At 71.9% G+C, this 14,667-nt stretch carries 17 protein-coding genes; 7 read left to right on the top strand and 10 right to left on the bottom strand.

The features are described from left to right. Positions 1–24: 24 nt before the first annotated feature. A complete protein-coding gene (locus D7231_RS31600) occupies positions 25–1,359 on the top strand; it encodes a tetratricopeptide repeat protein (RefSeq protein WP_228775630.1) in 1,335 nt (444 codons plus the stop codon). Between the two features lie 12 nt (positions 1,360–1,371). Here the strand turns inward: D7231_RS31600 and D7231_RS31595 are convergent, their stop codons facing one another. Then, positions 1,372–2,262 (bottom strand): TIGR03619 family F420-dependent LLM class oxidoreductase, encoded by an 891-nt coding sequence (locus D7231_RS31595; RefSeq protein WP_120759207.1) that lies wholly within the window; start codon positions 2,260–2,262, stop codon positions 1,372–1,374. A 149-nt stretch (positions 2,263–2,411) separates the two neighbouring features. Between D7231_RS31595 and D7231_RS31590 the strand changes: the two genes are divergently transcribed. Beyond that, entirely contained in the window at positions 2,412–3,335 is a 924-nt protein-coding gene (locus D7231_RS31590) for an aminoglycoside phosphotransferase family protein (protein ID WP_199739496.1), read from the top strand. Between the two features lie 66 nt (positions 3,336–3,401). Here the strand turns inward: D7231_RS31590 and D7231_RS31585 are convergent, their stop codons facing one another. From D7231_RS31585 to D7231_RS31575, 3 genes are all read right to left on the bottom strand, one after another. Then, positions 3,402–3,773 (bottom strand): peptidase inhibitor family I36 protein, encoded by a 372-nt coding sequence (locus D7231_RS31585; protein WP_120759205.1) that lies wholly within the window; start codon positions 3,771–3,773, stop codon positions 3,402–3,404. Next, positions 3,770–4,312, bottom strand: a complete 543-nt coding sequence (locus tag D7231_RS31580) for a hypothetical protein (protein WP_199739495.1) — start codon at positions 4,310–4,312, stop codon at positions 3,770–3,772. Before D7231_RS31580 ends, D7231_RS31585 begins: the two co-directional genes overlap by 4 nt. Positions 4,313–4,537: 225 nt before the next feature. Beyond that, positions 4,538–5,749, bottom strand: a complete 1,212-nt coding sequence (locus D7231_RS31575; protein ID WP_120759201.1) for a cytochrome P450 — start codon at positions 5,747–5,749, stop codon at positions 4,538–4,540. Between the two features lie 246 nt (positions 5,750–5,995). On the opposite strand from D7231_RS31575, the gene D7231_RS31570 reads away from it, so the two are divergent. After that, the gene (locus D7231_RS31570) at positions 5,996–6,469 is read left to right on the top strand and encodes a hypothetical protein (RefSeq protein WP_158673848.1); all 474 of its coding nucleotides are present in this window, start codon (positions 5,996–5,998) and stop codon (positions 6,467–6,469) included. A gap of 93 nt (positions 6,470–6,562) precedes the next feature. Here D7231_RS31570 and D7231_RS31565 read toward each other — a convergent pair whose 3' ends face one another. Further along, positions 6,563–7,048, bottom strand: coding sequence for a ribonuclease domain-containing protein (locus D7231_RS31565; RefSeq protein WP_242000027.1), 486 nt, complete (start codon positions 7,046–7,048; stop codon positions 6,563–6,565). On the opposite strand from D7231_RS31565, the gene D7231_RS31560 reads away from it, so the two are divergent. Then, positions 7,020–7,904 (top strand): NADPH-dependent F420 reductase, encoded by an 885-nt coding sequence (locus tag D7231_RS31560; RefSeq protein ID WP_324197193.1) that lies wholly within the window; start codon positions 7,020–7,022, stop codon positions 7,902–7,904. The two genes, D7231_RS31565 and D7231_RS31560, sit on opposite strands and share 29 nt — an antisense overlap. 91 nt (positions 7,905–7,995) lie before the next feature. Here D7231_RS31560 and D7231_RS31555 read toward each other — a convergent pair whose 3' ends face one another. The 3 genes from D7231_RS31555 to D7231_RS31545 all read right to left on the bottom strand — a co-directional run bounded on the left by D7231_RS31555 (position 7,996) and on the right by D7231_RS31545 (position 9,902). Further along, the gene (locus tag D7231_RS31555; protein WP_242000026.1) at positions 7,996–8,259 is read right to left on the bottom strand and encodes a hypothetical protein; all 264 of its coding nucleotides are present in this window, start codon (positions 8,257–8,259) and stop codon (positions 7,996–7,998) included. Between the two features lie 13 nt (positions 8,260–8,272). After that, entirely contained in the window at positions 8,273–9,007 is a 735-nt protein-coding gene (locus D7231_RS31550) for a TNT domain-containing protein (protein WP_120759193.1), read from the bottom strand. Between the two features lie 208 nt (positions 9,008–9,215). After that, on the bottom strand, positions 9,216–9,902 hold the full coding sequence (locus D7231_RS31545; protein ID WP_242000025.1) for a DUF5701 family protein: 687 nt from the start codon (positions 9,900–9,902) through the stop codon (positions 9,216–9,218). Positions 9,903–10,034: 132 nt separating this feature from the next. Here D7231_RS31545 and D7231_RS31540 point away from each other — a divergent pair, with 132 nt between their 5' ends. Beyond that, positions 10,035–10,661 (top strand): TetR/AcrR family transcriptional regulator, encoded by a 627-nt coding sequence (locus D7231_RS31540; protein ID WP_120759189.1) that lies wholly within the window; start codon positions 10,035–10,037, stop codon positions 10,659–10,661. 52 nt (positions 10,662–10,713) lie between these two features. Here D7231_RS31540 and D7231_RS36620 read toward each other — a convergent pair whose 3' ends face one another. Further along, entirely contained in the window at positions 10,714–10,869 is a 156-nt protein-coding gene (locus D7231_RS36620) for a hypothetical protein (protein WP_158673847.1), read from the bottom strand. A gap of 350 nt (positions 10,870–11,219) precedes the next feature. Here D7231_RS36620 and D7231_RS31535 point away from each other — a divergent pair, with 350 nt between their 5' ends. Further along, positions 11,220–11,735, top strand: a complete 516-nt coding sequence (locus D7231_RS31535; protein ID WP_120759187.1) for a GNAT family N-acetyltransferase — start codon at positions 11,220–11,222, stop codon at positions 11,733–11,735. Between the two features lie 229 nt (positions 11,736–11,964). After that, a complete protein-coding gene (locus D7231_RS31530) occupies positions 11,965–13,773 on the top strand; it encodes a protein-arginine deiminase family protein (RefSeq protein WP_120759185.1) in 1,809 nt (602 codons plus the stop codon). Positions 13,774–13,808: 35 nt separating this feature from the next. Here D7231_RS31530 and D7231_RS31525 read toward each other — a convergent pair whose 3' ends face one another. Continuing rightward, positions 13,809–14,570, bottom strand: a complete 762-nt coding sequence (locus D7231_RS31525) for an HNH endonuclease family protein (protein ID WP_120759183.1) — start codon at positions 14,568–14,570, stop codon at positions 13,809–13,811. Between the last annotated feature and the right edge of the window lie 97 nt (positions 14,571–14,667).

The following is a 14,667-nucleotide window of genomic DNA, read 5'->3' as shown; positions in this document are numbered from 1 at the left end:
GGAGCGGACCGGCACGCCCATGCGATGACGCACACCGGCGCCGACGCGGTGCGGCACTACGAGAAGGCGCTGGACCATCTGCTCTTCTTCCGCGAAGAGGTGACCACGGAGGCCCGGGCGGTGCTCGACGCCGCGCCCCGCTCGCCCATGGGAAACGTCCTCATGGCGTACCTCGGGCTGATGGGCACGGAGGAGAAGGACGCGGCCGGGGCGGCGAAGTCGTTCCGGGAGTTCCGGCAGGCCGTACCCGACGCGGACCTGACACCCCGTGAGCGCATGCACGCCGAGGCCGCCGCCGCGTGGCTCGGCGGCGACATCCACCGGGCCGGCGCAGTGCTCGCCGAGCTCGCCGTGGCGCACCCGAAGGACGCGCTCGCCCTCGCGGTGGGGCACCAGACCGACTTCTTCACCGGCAACGCCGTCCTGCTGCGCGACCGCATCGGCGGCGCGCTGACCGCCTGGGACGCGGACGACCCCCACTACGGCCTGCTCCAGGGCATGTACGCCTTCGGTCTCGAAGAAGCCGGCCACTACGGCCTGGCCGAGCGCGTGGCGCTGGAGGCCGTGGAGCGCAACGCGCGCGACGTGTGGGGCATCCATGCCGTCGTGCACGCCTACGAGATGCAGGGCCGGTACGAGGACGGCATCCGCTACCTCGACGCCCGCAGGGACGACTGGTCCGACGGCAACTATCTGGACGTGCACAACTGGTGGCACTACGCCCTGTACGTCCTGGAGACGGGGCGCACGGACCGGGTTCTGGCCGTCTACGACGCCGCCCTGCACCACAAGGACTCGCCCGGCGCGGCGATGGAACTGCTCGACGCGGCGTCACTGCTGTGGCGGCTGCACCTCGCGGGGGCCGGCACCGGCGACCGCTGGCCCGCCCTCGCCGACGCCTGGGAGCGGCGGCGGGACGGCGCCTACTACGCCTTCAACGACGTCCACGCCGTGATGGCCTACGTCGGGGCGGACCGCATCGCCGACGCCGAACGGCTCATCCGCGACCGCGAGGCGTGGCTCCGGGACACCGGGCCGGGCGCGTCTTCCGCTCTGTCCAACGTCCCGATGACGGCCGAGATCGGCCTGCCCGTCTCCCGGGCCCTCGTGGCGTACGGGAAGCAGCAGTACGACGAGGCCGTCGATCTGCTGCTTCCCCTCCGGCACCGCTTCCACGTCTTCGGCGGCAGCCACGCCCAGCGCGACGCCCTCCAGAGGACCCTGGTGGAGGCCGCCTTGCACGCGGGGCGCCTCGGCTTGGCGCGCGCCCTGCTGAGCGAACGGGTCAGCTTGCGCCCGCAGTGCCCCTACGACATGGGCGTCCGCACCCGCCTCGCCGCCGCTGCCTCACGGGGGTAGAAGCTCACGGGGCTAGCGGCCGGAGCGCACGCGTTCGAGGGTCTTGATGCCGAGCTCCAGTGCCCGCTCCGGCGTCGGTACGCACTGGTGCAGGTCGATGAAGCAGCCGTCGGCGCCGGAGTCCCGTACGTCCGCCAGAACCGCCGCGATGTCCTCGCTGGAGGCGTCCGGGCCCGGGTTGTGGCGGATGTGCTGCTGGAGCGCGTCCGGGTCGCGCCCGGCTTCCTCCGCGGCACGCCGGGCCGTCGCCCACAGCCCGGCGCGGGCCTCGGGCGGCAGGGTGATGCCGACCCAGCCGTCGGCGCGGCTGCCGATGCGGCGCATGGCGGCGGCGGAGACACCGCCCAGGAGGACGGGCGGGCCGGGCCGCTGGACGGGGTGCAGGCCGAAGTACGAGCGGGGAATGGTCCAGTGGCCCCCTTCATGACCGAAGACGTCTTCGCTCCAGATGCCATGAAGAATGTCGAGGATCTCGTCCAAGCGGGCGCCCCGCTTGCTGAAGTCGGAGTTGACGGCGGCGTGCTCGTCCCGCATCCACCCGATCCCCAGCCCGGCGTCCAGCCGGCCGTTGCTGACCTGGTCGATCGACGTGAGCGTCCGCGCGAGCAGCAGCGGCGGATACCAGGGCGCGTTGAGCGTACTGGTACCGAGCCGCACGCGACTCGTCGCCGCGGCGGCGACGGTCAGCACGGTGAGCGGGTCCAGGACAGTCTTGAAGCCGGGTGGATAGGGGTTGTCGGGGGTGTATCCCGGATACAGGTCGCTGGGCGCGACGGGCGCCAGCGCACGGTCCCCGACCCACAAGGAGTCGAACCCGGCAGCCTCGGCATCCCGCGCGAACCCGGCGACCAGCTCGGCCCGGGCATGATCTCCGAACTGAGGAAGAGCAATCCCAATCTTCATGCCCTCATCCTGACCACCACAGCCCCCGAATCCAAGGCCATGAGCACCTGCGCGGACCGATTGTCAGACCCCGGCAGTAGCTTGCGCACAAGGGACCCGGCCGCGAAACTCCGTTGCCCCTCCGCGGGCGTCGGCCTACGGTCCTGATCATGTTGCCGCCCGTGGAGGCTGACGAAGAGTGGGATGCGGTCGTACCGGACGAGGCCGTGATGCGGCCGGGGGTGGAGGACCTCTGCCGGCGTCTCGGGCTGGGTGGTGCGCCGCTGGTGCGGTTCACGGAAGGGACGCAGCCGGTTTACGCGGTGGGTGACGAGCACGTCCTGAAGCTGTTTCCCGGGTCCGCTGCCCGGGACGGCGTCGCCGAGGGGCGGGTGCTGTCGCACCTCTACGGGCGGCTGCCTGTTGCGACGCCGCAGGTGCGCGCGTTCGGCCCGTACGAGAACGGCTGGCAGTACGTCCTGATGACCCGCCTGCGCGGCGAGGGTCTGGCCGGTGTCTGGGGGCGCATACCGCGAGCCGGCCATGAACGGCTCGTTGCCGAGGTCGGCGAGATGCTGGCCGAGCTCCACTCCCTCGACCCCGGTCCCCTGGAGGACGTGCTGGGCCCCGGGGACTGGGGCGCCTTCCTGGACCGCCGGCGCGCGGGTGCCGTGACACAGCAGCGGGCACGCGGTCTGCCGGCGGCCTGGCTGGAGCAGATCCCGGAGTTCCTGGACTCGGTACCGCTGCCGCGTGCGCCGCGCCGTTCCCTGCTGCACACCGAGGTGATGCGGCAGCACCTCCTGGTCGACCCGGCCGGCCGGCACCTGACCGGGCTCTTCGACTTCGAGCCGGCCATGATCGGTGACCGTGCCTACGACTTCGTCGGGGTCGGCCTGTTCGTCACCCGGGGCGATCCGGAGCTGCTGGCCCGGCTCGCCGCGGCGTACGGCCGGACGTTCGCGCCGGCCGAACTGCTCGCGTACACCTTGCTGCACGTGTACAGCAATCTCCCCTGGTACCTGCGGGAACTGCCCGCGCCCACCGACGGGACGCTGTCCTCACTGGCCGAGGCCTGGTTCGGCACGGCCTGACGCCCCGCCGCCGCACTGCGCGGCGGGGCACGCGGCCCGTTCTACGGGGCGTTCCTCCGTGGAACTTCAGCAGCGGGAGGCCCAGGTGTGGGAGCCGCCCTTGTCGTTCGCGCCCCCGTTGTAGCTGATCTCCTGCCCGGGAGCCAGGCAGAGGGTGACGCCGCCCGTCAGCTCGCGGCCGTCGTAGATCTTGACGTGGTCCTTGACGCCCGGGCCGGAGACGCCGTGGTTCGCCCAGGAGGAGTCCTGGTTGTTCATGTTGCCCTCCCACCAGTGGTCGTCGCCGCTGTGCTCGATCTTCATGCCGTCGAAGTTCGCGTGCGTCCAGACGCAGAAGTAGCCGCGGCGGCAGGACACCGCCTCGGCGTCGGCCGACGTGGCCAGGACGGTGCCGGTGCAGATGAGAGCGGCGGCGAGGAGGGCGGTCAGGCGCTTCATGGTCGGGTGTCTCCCGTCGGTGGTGGGGTGTCGAGCAGGGTGGTGGCCGCGGCGAGAGCGTGTCCGCGCAGCCGCCGCCAGTCGGCGATCTCTGCGCGGTGCCGGTCGCGGACTTCGGCGAGGCTGCGGTGGGTGCGGCCGGCTTCGGGCTCCAGGTTGTTGACGATGACGGACGTCCGGAACCAGCGGGGCTGGTCGCCGTAGAGGCGCTGCTGGGCGGCGGCCAGGCAGCCGTCGGTGTGGGCGCGCACGACGTGGCCGGTGGGCAGGGCGACGGACAGCTCCGCCGGGCCCGCGCCGAAGAGCGCGTCGGAGACCCGCTGCTGTTCGGCGGCCGGCGGCGGGCTCTGCCCTGGGCGGTACGGGGTGAGGCCCTGCCGGGTGAGGCACGCGTCGGTGAGGCGCTGAGTGGCCGCCTTGATCACTTCGTCCGGGTCGGCGGCAGGGCGGGATGGCGAGGTCGTGCAGCCGGTCAGGACGAGACCGGTGACGAGCGAGGCGGCGGTCAGGAACCGGGCCGCCGGCGTACGGAGGTGCATCACTGATGCCGTCAGGCCTCGCCGCCCGGGCGGTTCGGTCGTTCCAGAAATGCGGGGAGTCGGCGCATGCGAGTGGCTCTCCGGGTGGCGGTGATCGATCCGGGCAGGGTCACCCTCTCCACCGTGTGCCCAGCCATGCACCCCGTGCGTCGTACCACCCGAAAAGGCGACCATAGGGACTGGATGTGCGGGTGGTGTGTTGCCGCACGCCGCGCCCCGCCCCGCTCAGCAGGCGACGAGCAGCTCCCGCAGCCCCCGGATGACGAAGCCCGGTTTCCACTCCGGCTCCGTCACGAGCCGGAGCCGAGGCGCCCGGCGCAGCAACGTACCGAAGGAGGCGAGGAGTTCGAGGCGGGCGAGCGGTGCGCCCAGGCAGTAGTGGATGCCCGCTCCGAGGCTGATGTGGGGGTTGTCGGTGCGGGTGATGTCCAGGCGGTCCGGCGCGCGGAAGCGCGCGGGGTCGCGGTTGGCGGAGCCGAAGAGCAGGGCCACTTCGCTGCCGCGCGGGATGACCGTGCCGGCGATCTCGATGTCGTCGAGCACCCACCGTTCGAAGAGCTGCAACGGCGTGTCGTAGCGCATGAGTTCCTCGATCGCGCCCGGCAGCAGCCCGGGGTCGGCGCGCAGGGCGGCGAGCTCGCCGGGGTTGCGGAAGAGCGCCCACCAGCCGTTGCCCGTGGTGTTGACGGTGGCCTCGTGGCCCGCGTTGAGCAGCAGGACGCAGGTGGAGACCATTTCCTGCTCGGTGAGCCGCTCCCCCTCGTCGTGCGCCAGCACGAGGGCGCTGATCAGGTCGTCGCCGGGGCGCGCGCGACGGTCGGCGATCAGCTCCCGCAGGTAGGCGGAGAAGTCGAGCGAGGCGCGCACCGCACTCCGCGCCGTCTCCTCGTCCGGGTTGAGCTCGTACATCCCGCAGATCGCGGCCGACCAGGGCCGCAGCAGCTTCCGGTCGGCCGCCGGGATGCCCAGCATTTCCGCGATGACGGCCACGGGCAGCGGCTCGGCGACCGCGCCGATCAGGTCGCCGCCGCCCGCGGCGATCAGGTCGTCCACCAGCTCGCCCGCCAGCCGCGCCACGACGGGCGCCAGGTTCTCGACGGTGCGCGGGGTGAACGCCTTCGACACCAGGCGCCGGATGCGGGTGTGGTCCGGAGGTTCGAGATCCAGCAGGCCGTGGCCGTTGAGGACGTGGAACGGCTCGTGGGCCGCGGGGGGTGCGGTGCGCCCGAACTCCTCGTGGGAGAAGCGGTGGAGGTACGTGCGCCCCAGCCGCCGGTCGCGCAGCAGTGCTCGTACGTCCTCGTAGTGCGGCACCAGCCACTGGCGGCTCGGCTCGAACCAGTGCGCGCGCCCGGCGGCCCGCAGCCGGGCGTATCCCGGGTACGGGTCGGCGACGGACTGGGGGGACCACGGGTCGAAACCGGCGTTCGCATCCATGTGCGGATGCTAGCGGCGGGGGGTGTACGGCTGGGCCGCCGGCTCGGAGCTGTTGCCGGGTTGCTGGAGCACTGGGGGTGCCGGGGTGCTGGACGAAGCCGGCGCGGCCCCGGCCAAAAGGTGATGCGAATGCGTCATCCCCGGTCGTACAGCGGTCAACCGGCGTACGGGGATGCCAACGTCACATGCGGCGCTCCCGACCCCGGGGAGCCCCTGTGGATGCACCACTCGACGAAAGGATCTTTCGTGAGGAAGCGGACCACCACACTCGTCGCAGCCGCCGCGCTCTCCGTGCTGGCACTCGCCGGACAGGCGACCGCAGCGACTTCCGGCAACGTCGCCCCGGCCGCCGAAACCGTCGCGGCCAAGACGGTGAAGCCGGGCACCACGGCCACGCAGACGCTCTACGCGCCGTTCTCCCTGGAGCGGAACCAGTCGGTGACCTCCAACACGGCCCAGCTGGTCATGCAGGCGGACGGCAACCTCGTCATCTACGACGAGTTCGGCAGAGCCCGCTGGGCCACCAAAACCGTTGGCCAGGGCTGGAGAGCCGTGTTCCAGGAGGACGGCAACTTCGTCGTCTACACCGCCTCGGGCCGCGCCGTCTGGTCGTCCAGGACGGCGGGCCACCCGGGTTCGCGGCTGGCCGTCCAGGACGACGGCAACGTCGTCATCTACGACGGCAGCCAGGCGATCTGGTCTTCCCACACGAGCCACTGAGCCGCTGAGTGACTTGAGCCAGTGAGCCGCTTGAGCCGCTTGAGCCACCGGTGAAGGGGCCGGGTCCCGGAAGGGGCCCGGCCTGTCCGTACGTCAGGGGCAGCCCGCGGAGATCTGCCGGAAGGTGGCGTAGTGGTCGCCGCTGTACCAGACCGTGCGGGCGGTCGTGTCGCGCACGAGCCGTTCCGCGTCCCGGTGCCGCCCCGTGGGGCGCGGGTTGACGTCGTACTCGCGGTAGTGGCCGGCTGCCGGGAGGGCACGGCTGAGGTTACGGTAGACGTTGCTGCCGCGGATGACCAGGCCCGGGCCGGCGGCGTAGTCGGTGGCGCGTTCGGCCTGCGGCCAGTCGAGCCCCTTCCAGATCCCGCAAGCGTTCTTGACTTGGGACGGGAACCTCTCGACCGGCCACGGCGGATCCTGGGCACCGGCCTGCCGGGCCACCGCATGCACGAGGGCCGCGGGTGCGGGATGCACGGGGGCCTGGGGGGCAGGAGCCGAAGGTGCGGACGCGAGAAGGCCCAGGGCCGGCAGGAGCAGGGCGCCGGCGGCCGTGCGCCAGGGGTCACGGAATGCGATCACGCAGTGGTCAACGGGGCCGGAAGCCCGGGGATGCAGGGGATCACCCTGCCGGCGGCCTCCCTTGGGCCGTGTGGTGGACGCCGGCCTTCCGGAGCGGCGCCGCACGGGAACGCACCGGAATAGACCCGGGGACCCCGGAGTTGGGCACAAGCACGGCGACACCGCCGGCACATCACCAGCCCTCGAAGGACGCTCCATGAAAATCGGCATCATCGGCGCCGGAAACATCGGCGGCAACCTCACCCGCCGGCTCACGGCCCTGGGCCACGACGTGTCCGTGGCCAACTCGCGCGGTCCGCACACCCTCACCGAGCTCGCCACCGAGACCGGCGCGACCCCCGTCACCGCCGCCGAAGCGGCGCGGGGCGCGGAGGTCGTCGTGGTGACCGTCCCGCTGAAGGCGGTCCCCGACCTGCCGTCCGGTCTCTTCGACGAGGCCGCGCCGGGCGCCGTCGTCATCGACACCGGCAACTACTACCCCAAGGAGCGCGACGGGCGGATCGCCGCCATCGAGGACGGCCTGCTGGAGAGCCGGTGGACCGAGCAGCAGCTCGGCCATCCGGTCGTCAAGGCGTTCAACAACGTCTACGCGCAGGACATCCTCGACAGGCCGCTGCCCGCCGGCCACCCGGAGCGGCTCGCCGTGCCGGTGGCCGGTGACGACGAGGCGGCCAAGGAGGCCGTCCGCCGCCTCATCGACGAGCTCGGCTTCGACACGGTCGACACGGGCGGCATCGACGACTCCTGGCGCCAGCAGCCCGCCACGCCCGTCTACGGCCTCCGTGCGGACGTCGAGGGGATTGCCAAGGCGCTGGCCGAGGCGTCACCTGAGCGGACCGCTGCGTTCAAGGCGTGACGCGGCGGGAGGCGTTGCCGGGGCCGGTTACGTACGAGGTTCTGGTACGCGGTTCTTACGAGGTCCTGGTACGCGGCCCCGGTCGCCGTCATCAGCCGCTCTCGTCCGGGAGCAGCCCGCTCAGCAGGTGCCGGCACGCCGCCGCTTCCTCGTGCACGGGGAAGCGGGCGGTCACCGCGTACTGCCCGCGCTCGTGGAGCCCGGTCTCCCACATGCCGTCGCGCAGCCGCAGGAAGTGGAAGTCGGGCAGGAGCGCGGCGGGCTCGTGGACGCCTTCGATGCAGTAGAGGCGGCCGGGGACGCCGGCCGCGCGCAGGGTCTCGTGCGCCGCCTGCCGGTCGGCCGGATCGGTCACGTCCACGCTGTGGTCACTTCGCCGCGGTGTCGGCGCGCTTGAGGTAACCCTGGTCGACCAGCCAGGCCACGCTGAGCTTGGGCTTCGGCGCGCCGGGGACCAGCTCCGGGTCGAGCTGGATCTGCTGTCCGCCGCCGGGCTGCCCGAACCACGCGGCGATGCCGCCCTGCCAGACGGTGAAGGGCTTCGCGACGGTGTAGACGTGGTAGTTGCACGGGTACTTGTCGTCGATGGTCTGCAAGTTGTCCGGCGGCAGGGCGCGCTGCGAGTAGCGGGCTCCGGCCGGGGCGAGGAAGCTGCCGCCTTCGTGGCCGAAGCGGTCGAGCTTCTGGCCCCTCTTGAGGGGCGTCTTGTTCTTGTCGAGCTTCCCGCCGCGTGTGGCGAAGCCGTCATTGGGCGGGTAGTTCCAGGTGGGCTTTCCCGTCCAGTACTTGCTGAGGAACTTGTCGGGCTTGAGCCCGCCGGTCCTGTCGTAGCCGCTGAGCAGGGGCCCGACGGGCTTCTGCGCCGGGCCGGGCAGGGTGTTGGCGGCGGGGCCCAGCTGGGGGTTCTTCGAGTCCAGCGATCCAGTGCAGAGTTTCGCCCGGAGGTCGGCGGCCTTCGTGGCGCCGGCGGTCCGCGGGGCGGCTGACGGTATTCGCTCCCGGTCGTCCTGCGTGTGTGTCGTGGCGTATGCCGGGCCGGTCAGCAGCGAGCCGGCCAGGACGGCTCCGGAGAGGGCCGCCAGGAGGCGCCTTCTGTCACTCATTCAGATATCCCTCGTCGTACGGGACTCGTGACGGCGCACGAGGCGCGGAGGCATCGGGAGCCTCAGCGCTCACTCATGCTGTCCCGTATCCCGTTCGACGAGGGAGACCAAGATCAGCCATTGGAGCCCGGAAGGGCTCGGGCTCGGGCTCGGGCTCGGGGTTCCGGGCTCAGGTTCCGGGCTCACGGCTCCGGCCCGCGGCTCTCCTCTACTGCGGCAGCGCGGCGGCGGCGCTGCGGGCGCTTGCCGAGGCCATGCCGAGCCAGGTGTGGGGGTTGCCCTGCCAGCACCAGCCCAGTTTCGGCGCCTTCCCGCTGATCCACAGGGCCGGGACCCGGCGGTCGCCGGAGCGCGAACCGCCGAGGGAGAAGCACTTGTTCTTCACGAGGATCCGAGGGAAGAGGGCGATGAGGGCGATGCCTTCCTCGATGGTGAGCAGGGTGCGCCCCCGCCCCACGATGGTGTCCATGGCCTCGTGGGGCACGGCACCGCAGAACTCCTCACCGCGCTCGATGCCGAACAGCAGGTAGGCGCCGGCATCCCGGCCGTGCGGAAGCCCGGTTTCCGCCGTGGCGACGAAACGCTCAAGGGCGCCCGGCTCGAAGGAGCGGTCGACGAAACCGGGGCGGTTTCCGCCGTGGAGGACGGTGCGCGGCATCGTCTCCTCGATGGGCGCCAGGTTCCGGGGAACCACGAGGAGGAAGGGCACGCGGCCGCCTTCGGGGTCGTACAACTGCGAGCCGTCGGCGGCTCCGTGGGCGACGGCCTCAGCACGCAGGGGCGCGACCAAGGCGGCGAAGCCCTCAGGGGCGAGACCCGCCATCGCCGGGTAGCCGAGGTCGGTCAGGGTACAGACCTGGCGGTCGAACTCGGCTCCGGCATTGGTGATCTTCAAACGGTCCTCCTGGTGCGCGAGCCCGTGCATCAAACAATCTTCCCCTCAGAGGAAATTTACGTCGGGAGCAACTTTACACACGGCGCCCCTAGGGAGTCAATGTAAAAATACGTCCGGGGTAAGATTCGCCCCATGGATATGAGGACAGGCCTGCGCGAGACCAAGAAGCGGGAGACGCGGCAGCTGATCTCCGACCACGCCACCAGGCTCTTCCTGCGGCAGGGCTTCGAGGCCACCACCCTCGCGGAGATCGCCGACGCCGCCCGCGTCGCCAAGAAGACCGTCACGAACTACTTCCCGCGCAAGGAGGACATGGCGCTGGACCACCAGGACGAGTTCGTCGCCGGCCTGGCGCGTACGGTCTCCGGCCGGGAACCCGACGAGTCCCCCTTCGCCGCCCTGCGGCGCGCGTTCCTCTCCGCCGTCGCCGCACAGGACCCGGTCGCCGGATTCGCCGGACCGGAGTTCACCCGCATGATCGCCGAGAGTCCCACCCTGTCGGCCTGCCTGCGCGGCCTGCACGACCAGCGCGAGGAAGCCCTGGCCGCGGCCCTCGCCGAGGCCACCGGTGCGTCCGCCGGGGACATCACCCCGCGCGCGGCCGCGGCTCTGCTGGGCGGGGTGCACCGCGTCCTCTTCCAGCGCATCCAGGAGCTCACCCTGGCCGGGTACGGCAACCCCGAGATCGCCGAAGTCCTCGAAGGGGAGGCCCTCCGGGCGTTCGGCCTGCTCGCACCGGCCCTCGCCGGCTACAGGTGAGAGCCGGAGGACCGGTGAGAGCCGGAGGACCGGCGGCTAACGGGACAGACAGCTAGCACAGGTAGGCGGCCTTGGCTTTGAAGGACGCCGGTGTGAACTCCTGCACGGTCGCGGCGGCCTGCTCGGTCGACGCGGCCACGCGCACGTAGTCGGGCGAGCCGGCGAAGCGCGCATCGCAGCCGCGGTGGGTGAGCGAGCGGTAGCGCAAGTCGTCCGGACCGGCCTTGGCCGCACTCCGCCGGGGCGGGGCGGGGCGGCGGCGCGCGCAGTGGCCGCGTTCACACGCAGTGGCTGCATTCAGCGGCCGCAATATTCGGAGCGGGGATTCCGGTCGGTGTGGTAGACATAGAACGTACGTGTTGATCCGGATCGAGGACGAATAGGGAGGTGGGGCTGATGACCGCGCTCAAGGCCACTGCGACAAGCAGCGCCCGGACCGCCCCTGCGTCCCGGGCGACGGCCTGACCCAGGCACCCCGCCTCGCACACGCACGGAGCGTGAGCCCGCGAGGCCGTCCCCGCACGATTTTCCGACCATGAAACGGATCTTCATCCCGTCATGCGTACCCACAGCAACTGGATCACCCGCGCCGAGACCGGCGCCGACATCCCCGCCGTCCGCGAGATCGTCCTCGCGGCCTTCGAGACTCCCCTCGAAGCCGACCTCGTCGATGCCCTGCGCAACGACCCGGCGTGGATCGACGGACTGTCCGTCGTCAGCACCGGCGAGGACGGCAAGCCCGTCGGCCACGCGCTGCTGACCCGCTGCCACATCGGCGACACCCCGGCCCTGTGCCTGGCCCCCGTCGCCGTACTGCCCGAGTACCAGGGCAGCGGCGCGGGCTCGGCCGCCATCCGCGCGGCGCTCGCCGCGGCCGCGGACATGGACGAGCGCTTCGTCACCGTCCTCGGGCATCCGGCGTACTACCCGCGGTTTGGCTTCGGCCGCGCCTCCGCGTACGGCATCGGCCTGACCATCGACGTCCCGGACGAGGCCATGATGGCCATGTCACTGGACGAGACCCACCCGCTGCCGAGCGGCACCGTCCGCTACGCGGCTCCCTTCGGGATCTGACGTCCCGGCACCCGCCGTGCGGGGCAGGAGCCCGGCTCCTCCTCGCCCGGCGGGGCACCCGCCGGCATCCGCAACGCCGTAGCAGCGCCGGCGCCGGCCGGGCTTCCCATGCCCCCGTCTCCACCCGTGAGTGGAGACGTCTCCACCCCGGGCTGCATCGAAGGATTCAACCCGCGCTCCACCCGGTGGCCGATGCGGCGCGGTGCCCGGCGGCGCGAGAGTAAACGGCATGAAAAGAGCACTGTTCACACGGACTTCCCTGGTCGGCGTGCTCGCCTGTACGGCGGTCGTCGCCGCGTCGGTATCTCCGGCCGGGGCCCGGTCCGATTCCCCGCCCGCCTCCCTGTCGGCCTCACCGGCCGCTCAGCCCGGGTTGCGCATGCCCGAGGGCGCGGTCGTGCTGCCGAACCTCGATGACGACGCGCGTCGCTGCACCATGCGCCCGGGCGATCTGGACCGGCTGGACGTCGCCGTCGACGAACGGCTCGCCGCGTGCAATGACGCCGCTGACGACGTGGTCAACGGCGCTGACGACGCCAAGGACCTCACCCCGCTGACAGTGGCGCCCATGGCCGTGGGCAGGAAAGCCCAAGCCAGGGTCTCCCTGCCGGCCGCCCAGAGCCCTTACGCGCGCGTGTTCGTCGTGCGCAACGGTAAATACGTCTCGCTGGGGTCCGGCGGCCGGCTCGGCGCGGAGGAGTTGCGGCGCGGGGTGCGGCTGGCCGTGGAGGCCCGTGACATCGTGCGCGACCGGAAGCGGTGGGACGGCCGCATAGAGGTGACGCTGTCCGTGACGGAGCACGGGGTCACGCGGTCCGCCCGCGCGGACATGCACGTGGCACCGGTGCTGTTGCAGCACGACCTCCAGCGCGCGCAGCACGTCTTCGCCGCGGCGCCCGGGCCGGGCGAGGGACAGCCCGTCGAGGTCCCGGCGGCGAGCCGGCCCCCGGGGCAGTGGCAGGAGTTCGCGGACTCCCTGCGCAAGGCGGCGAAGGAGTCCGGCCTGCCGGAGAGCGAGCTGCGGTTCCAGCCCGGCACGTCGCAGTGGTGGCGTGACATCTGGCGCCAGGACATCGCCGAGCCCGGGTACGTCACCAGGCCGACGCCCCACGGTCCGCAGACCCTGCGCATCCTGCTGCGCTCCCCCAACTACTGGACGTCCGCCGACGGCCGCTCCGCGAGCCTGCGCCGGGCCGGCCGGCTGCTCTACCGCGACCTGCGCGGTCCCGGCGTGGGCGTGGTCCAGCAGTACACCCCCACCGCGCAGCGCGAGAAGAACGTCGACGAGCTGCTGAACTTCACGGGCAACTTCGAGTCCTTGCCGCCGTACGCCGGTCACCCGCAGGGCCGGATCCTCTACGGCAGCAGCGCCGAGCGCCGCCCCGACCCGTCGTTCGTGGGCATGCTGACCGCCCAGGGGCAGCAGCCGCCGGTCGTGCTGGACACGTCCTGGCTGCTGGTCGGCCATGTCGACGAGACCGTCCACGTCGTCCGGGCGAACAATGCGCGTGGCTGGACCCTGGCCGTGTCCGACCCCCGCAAGGCCGTGGAGCTGCTCAAGGAGGCCCGGCGGGCCGGTGAGGGCGGGCAGCGCCTCTTCGCCGGCACGGCCGCCGATGCCGAGCCGACCGTGGATCAGTTCCTGCGCTACGAGGAGCACGCCGGTGACAACGAGGACGCCGCCCGGCGCATCGACGGGCAGTTGTCGGTCCTGCTCCGGGAGACCGGGCTGAAGCCCCAGGAGATCGTCCGGCTGCCGGTGCTCTACTTCAGGACCGACGTGGGCGAGGGCCTGCCGAAGCGCCACATCGCGCTCTCCCCCGCCCTCGCCAACGGCCTGTCCCTGACCTCGCGCGACTACGCCGCGCCCGTCCCGCACGGGCCGCGGGTCGCCGGGCGCGACCTCTTCCGCGCGGAGGCCGAACGGGCGCTGGCGACCGGCGGCGTGCGCGTCCACTGGGTGGAGGACTTCTCCTGGGCGCACCGCAGCGGGGGCGAAGTGCACTGCGCCACGAACGCCCTGCGGGAGATCACATGACAGCGGGTCAGGCTGCGGGGCTCAGTCGGCGGGGGTCAGGAGGTGCAGGTGTCCAGCATGGTGGTGAGCATCTTCTTCTCGTCGTCGGTGACGGTCAGGCCGTAGGTGGACTTCACCGAGGTCCAGGCCCGGCTGTACACGCACCAGGCGGCCTTCGACGGGGGCTGCCACTGGTCGGGGCTCTGGTCGCCCTTGCTGCGGTTCGACGCCGCGGAGACGGTGAGCACCTGAGGGTGCGTGAGGTCGTTGGCGAAGGCCTTGCGCTTGTCGGTGGTCCACTGGTCGGCGCCGGAGCGCCAGGCGTTGGCCAGTGGGACGATGTGGTCGATGTCGACCTGGGAGGCGGACGTGAAGGTCTTGCCGTCGTAGAGGCTCTGCCAGGTGCCGGACACCGCCCGGCACTGGTCGTCGCGCTTCACGTCCCGGCCGTCGCGCTCCAGGGCCGTCTCACGGGTGTCGCACTTGTTGCCCTGCTGGGCCCAGTGCGGGAACTTGTCGCGGCTGTAGCCGGTCATCGGCCGGGGCTTGGCCACCGTCAGGCCGGACAGCTCCTTGCGGGCCTCGCCCGCCGACGGCAGGCCCGGCAGGACGTCGCGGCCGCCGCTCCCCTTCCCGTCCCCCGGCGACGGGGCCGAGGACGAGGACGAACGGGACGGGGATGCGCTCCGGGACGGCGACCTCGAGCCGTCGGCCTTGCTGTCCGAGCTGTTCCCGCCGCAGCCGGCCAGTGCCAGCCCTGCCGCGCACACCAGCGCCACGCCTGCCCCGACCCGCACCTGATGCAACTGATGTCCCATCACTATCGCACTCCCCCGCCCATCGCCGGATCGCCCGCTGCCAGGCTTCCCGCCAGGCATTGCCGCAAACGGAACGAAAATGCCATCGATCTCTTTA

The organism is Streptomyces klenkii (genome assembly GCF_003626645.1).
GTDB classification, from domain to species: Bacteria; Actinomycetota; Actinomycetes; order Streptomycetales; family Streptomycetaceae; genus Streptomyces; species Streptomyces klenkii.
This window is presented reverse-complemented; position numbering and strand designations above follow the sequence as displayed.